Below are 12,729 nucleotides of genomic sequence, written 5' to 3' on the forward strand. Positions count from 1 at the left end.
AGCGGGCGTCAGCGCTGCAGCTCCGGCGGCGGGGTGCGGTCGAGCACCTCCCGCTTGGGCTCGCTCAGCGCATAGAAGGCATAGGTCTCGATGGTCAAAGGTCCACGCCTGCGTTCGGCCTCGCCGATCTTCTCGACGCGGCCGAATGTATTGCTGACGTAGAACCGCGATGCGATCTGGACCTCGTCCACGAGCAGCTGCGTGCCCGCCAACTGCGCCGGATCCGGCTCCGGAAAATTGACCCAGCGGATGCGCTGAATCGGCTGCAGCACGCAGGTCCCGGGCGGAAGATAGAACGACAGCCAGGCGGTGGTGCCATAATCCATCGCCAGCACGCAGGAGGCGCCGGCGCGCACGCGCGCCGCCTCGATCTCGGCAGCCAGGGGGCGCCAGCCGACGCCGACGCTGCGGACGGTGGCATCGCGCCGATAACCGGACAGCAGGCCCGTGTTGGCTTGCACGATCAGCGCGACGAACATCACGACGCCGGCGGGCACGGCCCAGCGCAGGCAAAAGTCCGCCGTGCGCTGCTCGCGCGGGGACCAGGCGACAAGATGGGCCGCCGCAGCGGCAGCCACCACGAAGGCCGGATAGATCGGCGCGAACCAGTTGGCTTCGACGCGGGCATGCAGCGAATGCCACGCGAAATAGGCGACGATGACCCAGACCATGGCCTCGATCAGGACGCGGGCCGCCGCGTCCCCTGCCCTGCGCCGGGCCAACCCATAGAGGCCCATCACGCCGAGGATGAAGACCAGCGGCGTGGCGAAGGCGAACTGCGTCGGGATGATCTCGGCGATGTAGACCGGACGAACCTCCTCGACCCTGGCGCGGCCGAGCTGCTTGATGAACGACACCCATTGGTGATCGGCATTCCACAGGATCACCGGCGAGAAGATCGCGAACGCCAGGCCGCCGCCGAGATAGGGCCAGGGCGAGGCCAACCAGTGCCGCAGCTTCGGCACGGCGACCAGCCAGATCAGGATCGCCGCACCGAAGAACAGCGACGTGTATTTCGACAGCAGCGCGGCACCGACCGCGGCACCGACCGCAAGCCACCAGACACCCCGGCCGGTCTCCAGAACCTTGGCGCAGAAGAACAGCACGAAGCTGGAGGCCACCAGCAGCGGCGCATCCGGCGTCACGATCAGGGTGCCGACCGCAGCCATCAAGGTGACGTTGAGCAGCAGCGCCGCAGTCGCCGCAACCCTCACGCTGCCGAACAGGATCTCGGCCGTGCGGTACACCGCGTAGCTCATGGGCAGGCCGAGCAGGATCGAGACCAGCCGCACGCCGAGCTCACTGTCGCCTGCGATCAGCGTGCCCGTGCGGATCACGACCGCGACCATCGGCGGGTGGTCGTAGTAGCCGCCGGCGAGATGCTTCGACCACATCCAGTAATAGGCTTCGTCGAAGGTGATCGGCGTGACCGCGGCGGCGATCAGCCGGAGCACGACGAGGCCTGTGATGGTCAGCCAGACATTGCGGACCAGCCGGGCGTCGTCGGCGCCTGCCGCAGAGGTCATCGCTTGCGCCAGACGAACAATCCGGAGATCGCGTAATTCCAGACCACGCCCATCAGCGCGCCGGCCGCGCCCGCCAGCCACCAGATCGGCTCCTGGTCATAGACCGAGAAGGCGACGCCGACATTGGCGAGCAGGCCGACCGAGCAGACCAGATAGAACGCGAGCAGGCCGCGCAGAATGGCAAAGCCCTTCAGCCGCTGGTCGCGATAGGTGAGGAAGTTGTTGAGGATGAAGTTCGAGGTCATCGCGATGAAGGCACCGAGCGCCTGCGCCTCCGCGAACGGCATGTCGAACGCATTGAGACCAAGAAAGAGCGTGGCCAGATGCACGACGAGGCCGGTGCCGCCGACCATGGCGAACAGCAGGAAGCGCAACGACACCACGTCGTTGGTCATCTTGGCCAGCACGAGGCCGAGGAAGTCGAGCGCGACCATCGAGTCGAGCTTGCTCTCGCCATGCAGGCGCGAGCCGAACGTATAGGGCACCTCGACGGTGCGCAGGCCGCCTTCCGCGCTCGCAATGATGTCGAGCAGGATCTTGAAGCCCTGCGTCGACAGCTTCGGCGCGATCTGTTCGAAGCGGTCGCGGCGGATCATGAAGAAGCCGCTCATGGGGTCGTTGACCTCGACCTTGAGCGCGCGGCGCGCGATCTCGGTGGCGAAGGCGCTGGCCCCGGCCCGCTTGCTGTCGAAGCTCGCGGCGCTGCCGCCCTCGATGTAGCGACTGCCGACGACGAGCTCGGCGGCGCCGCTCTGCAAGAGCGCCAGCATCTTCGGCAGCTGGGTCTCGTCGTGCTGCAGATCGGCGTCGATCACGGCGGCATAGGGCGCACTGGCGGCCAGGATGCCCTCGATGCAGGCACCGGACAGGCCGCGGCGGCCGATCCGGCGGATGCAGCGGACGCGTTTGTCGCTGCGCGACAATTCGCGCACCACCTGCCAGGTGCCGTCCGGAGAGTTGTCGTCGACGAATACGACCTCCCACGGCACGTCCCTGAACGCCGCCTCCAGCCGCCGGTACAGCGTGGTGACATTGTCGCGCTCGTTGAAGGTCGGGACGACCACCGAAACGATCGGAATATCAGCGGTTTGCGGCGGCGCGGGCATGGCCGGTCGGAGGACATCGTTCATGGTGCGGATGCGTATATCTGCCGCGTTCCACACTGCCAAGCGCAACGGCTGAAGGAGGGCCCAAAAAGGCCGGACTGTGGTGCCGGCTTGCATCGCTCCCAAGCGAGGGGCCCAAAATGCCAACGACCACAAACAAAGGGTGCGCGTACATCCGGCGCAACCGCTCTGCCGTGGTCGTCTCGGTGCCGGAGCCGTTACAGCTCGACGTCACCGTCCCGACCAAGATGGGGCGCCTCGGCTGGATTGCAAGGGGCCCCGGCCGGCCTAGTTCGGAACCTCACGGACCACGGGTCCGCGCACGGCCGGAGCCACCGGAACCGTCTGCACCGGGGTTGGCGGCACCTCGACCTTGGCCGGCTGCATCTGACGGGCCATCGGCCCGACGGGAACATAGTAGAAGGCTGCCGCAAGCACGGCAGCGGCGACGATCGCCCCCAGCAGGCCGCCGACCGATTCCGCTCTCATTGCCATATCTCCCCTTCCCGGCCCGTGCCCTGGATACACGAGGCTCCGGAGCACGGGAAGAGTGACGGCGCAACAGCGCCGAACTGGTCAGAACCGGCCCGGTTGACTATCGTCTCCCTACCGCAACACCCTCACCAATCAGCATCGGAATCGATCCGTGAGCAAAGCCCCTGCACGCGCCTCGCAATCCAAGAGCCACATCTACATCGGCATCGGCGGCTGGACCTTCGCGCCCTGGCGGGGCGTGTTCTATCCGGACAAGCTGCCGCAGTCGAAGGAGCTCGAATACGCCGCCTCGAAGCTGACCTCGATCGAGATCAACGGCACCTATTATGGCTCGCAGAAGCCGGAGAGCTTCCGCAAGTGGGCACGCGAGGTGCCGGACGGCTTCATCTTCTCGCTGAAGGGGCCGCGCTTCGCCACCAATCGCCGCGTGCTCGCCGAGGCCGGCGATTCCGTGAAGCGCTTCTACGACACCGGCGTGCTCGAGCTCGGCGACCGGCTCGGCCCGGTGCTGTGGCAGTTCGCGCCGACCAAAAAGTTCGACGAGGCCGATTTCGGCAAGTTCCTCGAGCTGTTGCCGCGCGAGCTCGACGGCCGCAAGCTGCGTCACGTCGTCGAGGTCCGCCATGACAGTTTCTGCGTCCCCGGCTTCGTCGCGCTGCTGCGCGAGTTTGCAACGCCGGTCGTGTTCGCCGAGCACGGCAAATATCCGGCGATCGCCGATGTCGTGGGTGACTTCGTCTACGCCCGACTGCAGAAGGGCAATGACGAGCTTGCGACCTGCTATCCGCCGAAGCAGCTCGACGCCTGGGCGAAGCGATTGCAACTGTGGGCCGGCGGCGGCGAACCGGACGACCTGCCACGGGTTGACGACCAGCCGACGAAAAAGATGCCGCGCGACGTGTTCGCCTATGTCATCCACGAGGGCAAGGTGCGCGCGCCGGCTGGCGCGATGGAGCTCATCGAGCGCGTGAGCTGAGGCAGGAGGCGCATGATGGCCAAGAGCAAGACCCTGTTCACCATCGGCTATGAGCACACGCCGGCCAAGGCCGTGCTCGATGAGTTGCAGGCCGCCGGCGTCAAGCTGCTGGTCGACGTGCGCGCGGTGGCGGCCTCGCGCCGGCCGGGCTTCTCCAAGAGCCAGCTCGCGGCCGGGCTCGACGAGCGCGGCATCGGCTATGTGCATCTGCGCGGGCTCGGCACGCCGAAGGAGGGCCGCGAGGCCGCCCGCAGCGGTCATTACGACACGCTGCACAAGATCTACAGCGCCCATCTGAAGACGCCGCAGGCGAAGGAGCAGATGGACGAGCTGGCCTCACTGGTGAAGAGCGCCGGTCCCGTCTGCCTGCTCTGCTACGAGCGCGACCACGCCCATTGCCACCGGCAATGGATCGCCGAGATCATCGAGGACCGCGATCAGGTCAAGGTGAAGAACCTGGTCGCGCCTCAGGTCTGACGCCTCACTCCGCGGCGCAGGTGAAGGATGACGCCTGCTCGATGTCGCCGCTGACATATTTGGCGAATTTCGGCCACGGGCACAGCGGCCGCGTCCGCTGCGGGCTCCATGTCGATGGGAGCTCCTTGTTGGCCGCATTGACCGAGGCCGTGATCGCCTCCGGCGTCTTGCCCTTTTCGACCCAGTCCATCAGCGCGCCCAGCGCATCGAACTTCTCCAAGGTGACGCCGCCGCCGCAATGGGTCTCGCCGGGCAGCGCAAACAGCCGCGCGAACGTGTCGGCCTTGCCCTGCACATTGGCATTGAGCTTCTCGTACCAGCGGACGGTGTCGTTGATCGAGAACACCGGATCGGCCTGGCCGTGATAGATCAGCATCTTGCGGGCGCCGCCCTGGAACGCCGGCAGGGTCGGGTTGTCCACCGCGGGCGGGGCCATGAAGTCCATCGCAGACTCGGTGAAGGAACCTTCCTTGGCGTAGATCTTCGGTGCGTCCTTGTCGAAATCATAAGTCTGCAGCTTCTCGACCAGCTTATCGGGCGAGCCTTCGATCTCGACCGGCGGCGTCGAGAAGATGTAGTTGAGCGAGGCGCCGCCCATGGTGGCAATGATCGGAAGGTTGTTCCACGGCGCCACCGGGCTCTCGACCTTCCAGGCGCGCCAGTTGCCGGTGCCGACGCCACCATCCACCGGCCAGTCGGAATACAGCGGCTCGCCCTTCGAATTGTGCGGGCCCGCGAAGACTTTCTTCAAAGCATCGACCTTGGCGGCCGGCAGGCAGGCCTCGGTCGCACCAGCGGCGCAGCGGAGGCTGTCGAAATTGAACGCTTTCTGGCACGCCTTCAGGTTCGCCGTCAGCCCATCCTTGGCGCCGTCGAGCCCGTCGCAGACCTCCGTGATCTTGGAAGCGATCAGCTTGGCATCCTCCCGCGTGATCGACTTGCGGATGTCGACGTCGGCCTTGGTCAGCGCCTGCACGTCCCAGGCGTGCTGCACGGCAGCGCGCGGCAGGTTGAAGCCGGGATTGCCGACCAGGAAGCCGTCATACTGCTCGGGCATGCGCTCGGCGGCCACCATGGTGTGGCGGCCGCCATTGGAACAGCCGGCGATGTAGGAATAGTCCGGCTTCCTGCCGTAATGCGCCGAGATGATCGCCTTCGCGATCGGCGCCAGCGTGATATCGGCCGAATAGCCGTAGTCGCGGCGCGCCTGCGGATCGAGCCCGAAAGCTGAGCCGGACGCAAGCCCGCGCGGCTTGTTGGCGGGATCGTTGCCGGAGTGGCCGCTGTCCGACGACAGCACGGCAAAGCCGCGGGCGAGCGGCGTCACACCGCCACCGACGAGACCGTCGGCCTTGTCGCCGAGCGCCGGCACCACGACGCCATCATTGCCGCCATTGACCTGGTGCAGGAAGCGGCCGTTCCACGTCTCCGGCAGCCGCATCTCGAACTGGATCGCATACGCATGGCCGTCGACGCCGGTGCGCTCATTGACCTTGCCGGACAGAATGCAATGCCGCGGCAGCCCGTCCGCGGCCTCCTGCAGCTTCGATCCCGTCAAGGTCAGCCCGGGGACCTTCAGCACCTCGGCCGTCACCTTGCTGCAGGCAACATCCTCAGCCCGCACCGCCTCCAGGCCGGCTGCGCACACGATGCCTGCTGCGGCCAAAAACGACGCCCCGGTTCGGATCATGCGTTCCCCCTGATGATGCTTTTCGTTGGGGGCAGTTAAACGCGGAGGCCATCCAATGTAAATCTCCGACATCGCGCGACGGGGAGCCTGCGTCAGTGCAATTGCCAGATCTCGAACGGTCGGTCGTAGCCGCGCACCGACACCGCGCCGTGGAAGACGGCGTCGCGCGCCCCGTCGCCGGCCGCCTGCCGCACCTCGCTCGAGATCAGGAGCTGCGAATCGAACTCCTTGTTCAGCGCCTCGAGCCGCGAGGCGAAGTTCACGGTGTCACCGATGACGGTGTACTCTTTGCGCCGCGGCGAGCCGATGCTGCCGGCGACCACCTCGCCGAGATGAAGACCGATCCCGATCCGCAGCGGCCAAGACGACATCGCGTTGACGCGCTCCATCGCGGCCACCATCTCGCGCGCAGCCACGACCGCCTGCACGGCGGCATCGCGCGACTCGAACGGCGCGCCGAACAGCGCCAGGAAGCCATCGCCGAGGAACTTGTTCACGATGCCGCCATGGCGCTCGAGTATCTCGACCAGCACCGCGAACGCGCCATCGAGGCGATCGACAACCTGTTGCGGCGTCTTCGACCGCGCCGCCGCGGTGAAGCCGCGGAAATCGACAAACATCACCGCAACCTCGTGGATGTCGCGCGCCTCCGCCGTCCCCTCCTTCATCAGGCGCTCGACGACCTGGGGCGAGACGTGCTGGCCGAACAGATCGGTGACCCGGTCGCGCGCCGACGCGGCCTCGATGCTCGCCGCGAACTGGCGTCGCAGCTGCACGCTGACGGCACCGGCGAGCATCCCGCACAACAGGATGATGAAGCTGCGCTCACCGTGATAGTAGATCTCCGGATTCTGGCTCGCATCCATCGAAGGCCGATCGATCAGTGCCACCGCCAACAACTCCACCGCGGCGACGAGGCCGGTGAAGCTCGACAGCCAGAAATCGAGACGAAGCGTCGAGAGAACGATGAAGATGAAATAGACCAGCGGCACGCCGAAGCCCAGCGCCTTGTCGTGGCCGATGCCCTCGATCTGCAGGATGAGGACGAACGTTGGCAGCGAGGTCTCGACCAGGGCGCTGACATAGCGCCAGATCACCGGCACGTCCCGGCCGTGGCGGATGTCCGCCTTGATCCTGAACAGGATGAGAGTCTCGAAGCTGATGAATGCGACGATGATCGCGTAGACGTAGAGGACCCCGATCCGGCTCGGCCAGATCCACTCCGAGATCCTGGGCTCGAAGATTTCGACCAGCACCGATATCACGAGAAACAGCGCCGCAGTGGCGATCAGCGCCCTCACGCGCAGCAGCTCGGTGTTCAACGTCTGACGCATCAGCGCCTGATCGAACTCGGCCGGCGCTCCCGCCGGCGCTTCGTTCGCCTGTCCTCCTCCCACGATCTGCATCTTGCCTCAGCCGTTCCTGCTCCCGGCCGCCATTGTGCCTCAATCGAGGGTGCGGCGGAAGCGCAGGACAGCGACCGTCATGGCGAACAACATGAGGCCGAACAGGGCGATCGTATCATGCTGCAGGTTCTGGAGCGTCGAGCCCTTGAGCATGATAGCACGGACGATGCGCAGATAGTGCGTCAGCGGCAGGCATTCACCGAGCACTTGCGCCCATTGCGGCATGCCGAGAAAGGGAAACATGAATCCGGACAACAGGATGCTCGGCAGGAAGAACATCATCGACAGCTGCATCGCCTGCAGCTGATTCTGCGCCAGGGTCGAGAAGGTGTAGCCGATCGAGAGGTTGGTCGCGATGAATAGCGTCGACAGCAGCGCCAACAGCAGCAGGTTGCCCATGATCGGAACGCCGAACAGCAGGACGCCGATGCCGATGATGATCGTCGCCTGCAGGAAGCCGACCATCACATAGGGGATGATCTTGCCGAGCATGACCTCGACCGGCTTGATCGGCATCGACAGCAGGCTCTCCATCGTGCCGCGCTCGATCTCGCGCGTCACCGAGAGCGCGGTGAAGATCAGCATGGTCATGGTCAGGATGGTGCCGACGAGGCCCGGCACGATGTTGAGCCGCGACGAGGCCGCCGGGTTGTAGCGCGCGTGGGCCCTGATCTCGAACGGCGTCGTGACGGGATTGCCGGTGTAGAGATCGTGCGCGAGCGCGGTCTGCACGATCATGCCGAGCGAGGACAGTGCCGAGGATGCTGCGACCGGATCGGTCGCGTCGGCCGCAACGAGCAAGGCCGGCCGGTCGCCGCGGCGGACCGCGCGCTCGAAGCCGCGCGGGATCTCGACGCCGAACAGGACCTTGCCGGACAGCAAGAGATCGTCGAACTCGGCGACGCTCGTGACTTCCCGGGTGAAGCGGAAATAGGCGGTGTTCTCCATCGCCTTTAGGATCGAGCGTCCGAGATCGCTGTCCTCCTGCAGCAGCACCGCCGCCGGCAGATGATGCGGCGTGGTGTTGATCGCGTAGCCGAACAGCATCAGTTGCATCACCGGGATCATCACGATCATCGCAAACGAGACCCGGTCGCGCTTGAGCTGGATGAACTCCTTGACCAGCATCGCGTAGGTGCGCCGCCAGAAGCCGAAGCGGGACTCGGGAGATGCCTGGTGGACGGCCGCGTCGCTCATTGGAAGTTGTCCCGTGAGCGGTTCATCAGGTCGATGAAGACGTCCTCGAGCGAGGGCTCGGCGGGCTGCCAATGCAGATCAGCCTTGTTGCGCCAGGACGCGATCGCGGCGTCCAGCGCGTTGCGGTCGCGGCCGGACACGTGCAGGCTGGTGCCGAACGGCGCCACCATGTCGACACCCGGCTTGCCGGTGAGATCAGCCGCGAGTTCGCGCAGATCATCGCCGCTCACCGTGTATGTGGTAAGCGCCGATTGCGCGATCACCTCGGAGACCGTGCCGTGCGCCAGCAGATGACCATAGGCGATGTAGGCGATCTCGTGGCAGCGCTCGGCCTCGTCCATGTAGTGGGTCGAGACGAGCACGGTCAGCCCTTCGCCGGCGAGCGCGTGGATCTCGTTCCAGAAATCGCGCCGCGCCTTGGGATCGACGCCGGCGGTAGGCTCGTCGAGCAGCAGCAATTGCGGGTTCGGCAGGGTGCAGGCCCCGAGCGCCAGCCGCTGCTTCCAGCCGCCCGACAACTCGCCGGCGAGCTGCCGCTCGCGGCCGGCAAGCCCGAGCCGCTGCACCATGTCGCGCGCGGCCTGGCGCGGATCGGGCATGCCGTAGAGGCGCGCGACGAATTCGAGGTTCTCCCGCACCGACAGGTCCTGATAGAGGCTGAAGCGCTGCGTCATGTAGCCGACCAGGCGCTTGATCTTGTCGGCATCGCGGCGGATGTCGAAGCCGAGGCAGGTGCCCTCGCCTCCGTCGGGTGTCAGCAGGCCGCACAGCATCCGGATGGTCGTGGTCTTGCCCGAGCCGTTCGGGCCGAGAAAGCCGTAGATCGAGCCGCGCTTCACTTGCATCGACAGATCATGCACGACCTCGCGGCCGTCGAAGGATTTGGTCAATCCCTGGACGTCGATCGCGATCTCGGCGGGACCCGTTCCGTTCATTGCTTGTCCGCCACCGGGGTCTTCGGATCAGGCGTTTTGGAACGCGGATAGATGCTGACGGGTTGGCCGACGCGCAGTGCATCCGGCCGCGACGGCCGCGCCTGGATCAAATAGACGAGCTTGTTGCGCTCATCGAGGCTGTAGATCACCGGCGGCGTGTACTCCGCCGAGGTCGCGAGGAAATAGACGCGTGCCGTCAGGTCATCAGCGCAATTGTCGCAGGTGACGCGGACCTCGTCACCGATCGCGAGTTTCGGCAGATCAGGCTCGGGCACGTAGAAGCGCAGCTTCATGTTGCCCGGCGGCATGATCGACAGCACCGGCCGTTGCGCCGCGACCATCTCGCCCTCGCGGAAGTAGATCTGCTGGATGGTGCCCGCGACCGGCGCCACGCCCTTGCGCCGTGCCAGCCGCGTCTGCGAGGTCACGAGATGGGCCTCGGCGACGCGCAGCGCCGAAACGGCGGAGTCGAGCGTCGCCTGCGTCCCCGCGCCCGTCTTGCTCAGGGCCGCGGCGCGGTCATAGGTCTGCTGCGCATTGGCCAGCGTCGCCTTGGTCTGGTTGAGATCGGCCTGCTGCAGATCGTCGTCGACCGAATAGAGCGGATCGCCGACCTTGACCACGTCGCCCTCATGCACGTTCAGCTTCGTGATCCGACCCGCTTCGTCCGGGCTGACGAAGATCATGTCGGCCTCGACCCAGCCTTGATAGCCGGGATCGCGCGTCTCCTTGCAGCCGTTGAACGTGAAGGCCGTGACCAGCACGGCAAGGCAGTGCAGCAGGCTCATGTCGGCCTCCTCGCGCCAAAGATCAGATCGAGATGGGTCTGCAGCATCGCTTCGGCGTCGAGCGGCGCATGTCGTTCGAACAGGCTCTTCCATAGCACCGCAACCATCATCGGCGCGATCATCAGTTGCGGATGTTGCACCAGCTTGGGCTCGCGGATCTCACCGCTGACGATCCCGATCTGGATCAGGGCGCGCATGGCCGCGAGACCACGGGAAACGACCTCGCGGTAGTAGAAGTCGGCAATCGCGGGAAAACGGGGCCCCTCTGAAATGATGAGCCGCACGAGATCACCGCGCCGCGTGCCGGCGACCTCCTGGAGGAACATCCGCGCCAACCCCTCGACCATGTCGCGCACCGAGCCGCCGGCCGGCGGCGGCGCGGCAAGACGGCCGACGAAGGGCACGATCGCGGTCCGGATCAATTCCTCGAACATCGATTCCTTGTCCTTGAAATGCAGATAGATCGTGCCCTTGGCCACGCCGGCCCGCTTGGCGATGTCGTCCAGCCGGGTCGCCGCGAAACCGCGGGCAATGAACTCGTCCATCGCCGCTTGCACGATCGCCGCGCGGCGCTCGGCGGAGCGATCCGCCCGGCGCGACGTGGCAGCTCCCGCGTCCGCTGTCTTGACGGCCTGAACTCTGCGCTCGGACAATTTCGAAGGTTTCGACATCGAACAATTATGACTGACTGGTCAGTCAATGTAAAGAGGCCTCGCAGAGGCCGGTCTCGGCCCGCGTCAGGAGGTCGTACCCGACAGCGCGCGGCCCCCGTCAGACGACGCCGGCCGCGATCACGCGCAGGATCTGATGTAAGGCCGATTGATCTCCCAGAGCTCGTCCACGATCTGGCGCGCAGCGGCGGCCGAGTTGACCACGGGATCGATGAGCAGCGCCTGCAGCGCGAGATCCTTGGAGGCAGTCATGGCCGCCTGCACCGCCAGCTGCTGGACCTGAACCTGGACCGACATCAGCTTGGCGACGGCATCTGGAAGCGGGCCCAGCGACACCGGATGGATACCAACGCGATCCGCGACAACGGGCACTTCGACGGCGGCCTCGGCAGCCAGGTTGGGAATGACGTGACGGTTCAGAACGACGCCGGATTCGATGACCTGCTTCCGATCGTGCAACACCGAGCCGATCACGGTGACCGCGCGCTCTCCGGAGGGCATTCGCCACCAGTCCGGCATGCCGGCCCTACCCGCCAGGACCTCGTCGATCTGCCGGATCAGCTTGGCCCGCTCCGCCTCGTCCCACGCGAAGTCGTACCCGCTCTCGCCCGCTTCCCAGCCATAGGCGAGATACTCGCCGACATGGCTGTCGCCGCAGCCCAGCCAGAAGCCGAAGTCGCGCAACAGCGCCCGCGTCAGCGGCGCGACCTTGGGGTCGTGGCTCCCAGCCTTTTCGCGGAGCAGTGGATAGAGATCGGCCCCGGTGTCGCGATCCCGGATCTGCATGAGACATTGGAAATGGTTGAGGCCGGCACCCCACACCTCCACGCGCTCCTCGGCCAGTCCCAGAATGGAAGCCACCTGGCTGCGCGCGATGAAGATGCCGTGGCACAGGCCGATATGCGCGAGGCGGCTGTGAAGCCCCAGCGCGAGGATGATGCGGCTCTCGGGATTGGAGAAGTTGATGAGCAGCGCGTCCGGACAGCGCCGCTCCATCTCGCGCACGAAGTCGAATACGACCGGCAAGGTGCGCAGCGTGAAGAACAATGCGCCCGGCCCGCCATTCTCGCCCAGCGTGTGACGGATGCCGTATTTGCGCGGCACCTCGAAATCGAGCTTCCACAGGCGGTTGCGGTCGATCGCGGTGGCATGGATCACGAAGCCGGCGCCGTCGAGCGCCGCGCGCCAATCCGTGGTCGCCTCGATCTTAAGGCCGGCGCCGGAGAGGTCGTTGAGCAGCCGGGCCAGTGCTCCCGACCGGGCCAGCCGGGTCGGGTCGCGGCCGACCAGCACGAGCGTAGAACCCGCGAGATCATGCGTCGAAAACAGGTCCCGGAACACGCTGAGTCCAAAGGACGCGCTGCTCGCGCCGAGGAAGACGATCTTGGTGACGGCTGCCATGAACAATTTGTGCCAGCGCCGCGCGTCCCCATTCCTGATCCAGATCAAACCGCCGCCCCAA

At 66.0% G+C, this 12,729-nt stretch carries 12 protein-coding genes; 2 read left to right on the forward strand and 10 right to left on the reverse strand.

What is annotated here, in order from left to right; translation table 11 throughout:
- Positions 1-8 precede the first annotated feature (8 nt).
- The 3 genes from QX132_RS23205 to QX132_RS23215 all read right to left on the reverse strand — a co-directional run bounded on the left by QX132_RS23205 (position 9) and on the right by QX132_RS23215 (position 3,121).
- Positions 9-1,526, reverse strand: coding sequence for a glycosyltransferase family 39 protein (locus QX132_RS23205; protein ID WP_316162988.1), 1,518 nt, complete (start codon positions 1,524-1,526; stop codon positions 9-11).
- Complete coding sequence (locus tag QX132_RS23210; RefSeq protein WP_316162989.1) at positions 1,523-2,656, reverse strand: glycosyltransferase family 2 protein; 1,134 nt, start codon at positions 2,654-2,656, stop codon at positions 1,523-1,525. Before QX132_RS23210 ends, QX132_RS23205 begins: the two co-directional genes overlap by 4 nt.
- 264 nt (positions 2,657-2,920) lie before the next feature.
- Positions 2,921-3,121: a hypothetical protein gene (locus QX132_RS23215; protein ID WP_315737437.1), complete on the reverse strand. Its 201-nt coding sequence runs from the start codon at positions 3,119-3,121 to the stop codon at positions 2,921-2,923.
- A 157-nt stretch (positions 3,122-3,278) separates the two neighbouring features.
- Here QX132_RS23215 and QX132_RS23220 point away from each other — a divergent pair, with 157 nt between their 5' ends.
- Positions 3,279-4,103, forward strand: coding sequence for a DUF72 domain-containing protein (locus QX132_RS23220; protein ID WP_316162990.1), 825 nt, complete (start codon positions 3,279-3,281; stop codon positions 4,101-4,103).
- Between the two features lie 15 nt (positions 4,104-4,118).
- Positions 4,119-4,580 (forward strand): DUF488 domain-containing protein, encoded by a 462-nt coding sequence (locus tag QX132_RS23225; protein WP_315776734.1) that lies wholly within the window; start codon positions 4,119-4,121, stop codon positions 4,578-4,580.
- 4 nt (positions 4,581-4,584) lie between these two features.
- On the opposite strand, the gene QX132_RS23230 is transcribed toward QX132_RS23225, so the two are convergent.
- From QX132_RS23230 to QX132_RS23260, 7 genes are all read right to left on the reverse strand, one after another.
- Positions 4,585-6,270, reverse strand: coding sequence for a tannase/feruloyl esterase family alpha/beta hydrolase (locus QX132_RS23230; RefSeq protein WP_316162991.1), 1,686 nt, complete (start codon positions 6,268-6,270; stop codon positions 4,585-4,587).
- Positions 6,271-6,362: 92 nt separating this feature from the next.
- Positions 6,363-7,676: an adenylate/guanylate cyclase domain-containing protein gene (locus tag QX132_RS23235; protein WP_316162992.1), complete on the reverse strand. Its 1,314-nt coding sequence runs from the start codon at positions 7,674-7,676 to the stop codon at positions 6,363-6,365.
- 39 nt (positions 7,677-7,715) lie between these two features.
- On the reverse strand, positions 7,716-8,873 hold the full coding sequence (locus tag QX132_RS23240) for an ABC transporter permease (RefSeq protein WP_316162993.1): 1,158 nt from the start codon (positions 8,871-8,873) through the stop codon (positions 7,716-7,718).
- Positions 8,870-9,808, reverse strand: coding sequence for an ABC transporter ATP-binding protein (locus tag QX132_RS23245; protein ID WP_315779827.1), 939 nt, complete (start codon positions 9,806-9,808; stop codon positions 8,870-8,872). The genes QX132_RS23240 and QX132_RS23245 overlap by 4 nt, the downstream gene beginning before the upstream one ends.
- Positions 9,805-10,596 (reverse strand): efflux RND transporter periplasmic adaptor subunit, encoded by a 792-nt coding sequence (locus QX132_RS23250; RefSeq protein ID WP_315737430.1) that lies wholly within the window; start codon positions 10,594-10,596, stop codon positions 9,805-9,807. Before QX132_RS23250 ends, QX132_RS23245 begins: the two co-directional genes overlap by 4 nt.
- A complete protein-coding gene (locus tag QX132_RS23255) occupies positions 10,593-11,267 on the reverse strand; it encodes a TetR/AcrR family transcriptional regulator (RefSeq protein ID WP_315776740.1) in 675 nt (224 codons plus the stop codon). The genes QX132_RS23250 and QX132_RS23255 overlap by 4 nt, the downstream gene beginning before the upstream one ends.
- Before the next feature lie 120 nt (positions 11,268-11,387).
- A complete protein-coding gene (locus QX132_RS23260) occupies positions 11,388-12,668 on the reverse strand; it encodes an alpha-glucosidase/alpha-galactosidase (protein WP_316162994.1) in 1,281 nt (426 codons plus the stop codon).
- Positions 12,669-12,729: the final 61 nt, after the last annotated feature.

The sequence above is a fragment of the Bradyrhizobium sp. SZCCHNRI20481 genome (assembly GCF_032485055.1).
GTDB lineage: Bacteria > Pseudomonadota > Alphaproteobacteria > Rhizobiales > Xanthobacteraceae > Bradyrhizobium.

Coding starts and splice junctions, on each gene's coding strand:
- QX132_RS23205 (WP_316162988.1), bottom strand. CDS start 1,526: ATGACCTCTGCGGCAGGCGCCGACGACGCCCGGCTGGTCCGCAATGTC.
- QX132_RS23210 (WP_316162989.1), bottom strand. CDS start 2,656: ATGAACGATGTCCTCCGACCGGCCATGCCCGCGCCGCCGCAAACCGCT.
- QX132_RS23215 (WP_315737437.1), bottom strand. CDS start 3,121: ATGAGAGCGGAATCGGTCGGCGGCCTGCTGGGGGCGATCGTCGCCGCT.
- QX132_RS23225 (WP_315776734.1), top strand. CDS start 4,119: ATGGCCAAGAGCAAGACCCTGTTCACCATCGGCTATGAGCACACGCCG.
- QX132_RS23230 (WP_316162991.1), bottom strand. CDS start 6,270: ATGATCCGAACCGGGGCGTCGTTTTTGGCCGCAGCAGGCATCGTGTGC.
- QX132_RS23235 (WP_316162992.1), bottom strand. CDS start 7,676: ATGCAGATCGTGGGAGGAGGACAGGCGAACGAAGCGCCGGCGGGAGCG.
- QX132_RS23240 (WP_316162993.1), bottom strand. CDS start 8,873: ATGAGCGACGCGGCCGTCCACCAGGCATCTCCCGAGTCCCGCTTCGGC.
- QX132_RS23245 (WP_315779827.1), bottom strand. CDS start 9,808: ATGAACGGAACGGGTCCCGCCGAGATCGCGATCGACGTCCAGGGATTG.
- QX132_RS23250 (WP_315737430.1), bottom strand. CDS start 10,596: ATGAGCCTGCTGCACTGCCTTGCCGTGCTGGTCACGGCCTTCACGTTC.
- QX132_RS23255 (WP_315776740.1), bottom strand. CDS start 11,267: ATGTCGAAACCTTCGAAATTGTCCGAGCGCAGAGTTCAGGCCGTCAAG.
- QX132_RS23260 (WP_316162994.1), bottom strand. CDS start 12,668: ATGGCAGCCGTCACCAAGATCGTCTTCCTCGGCGCGAGCAGCGCGTCC.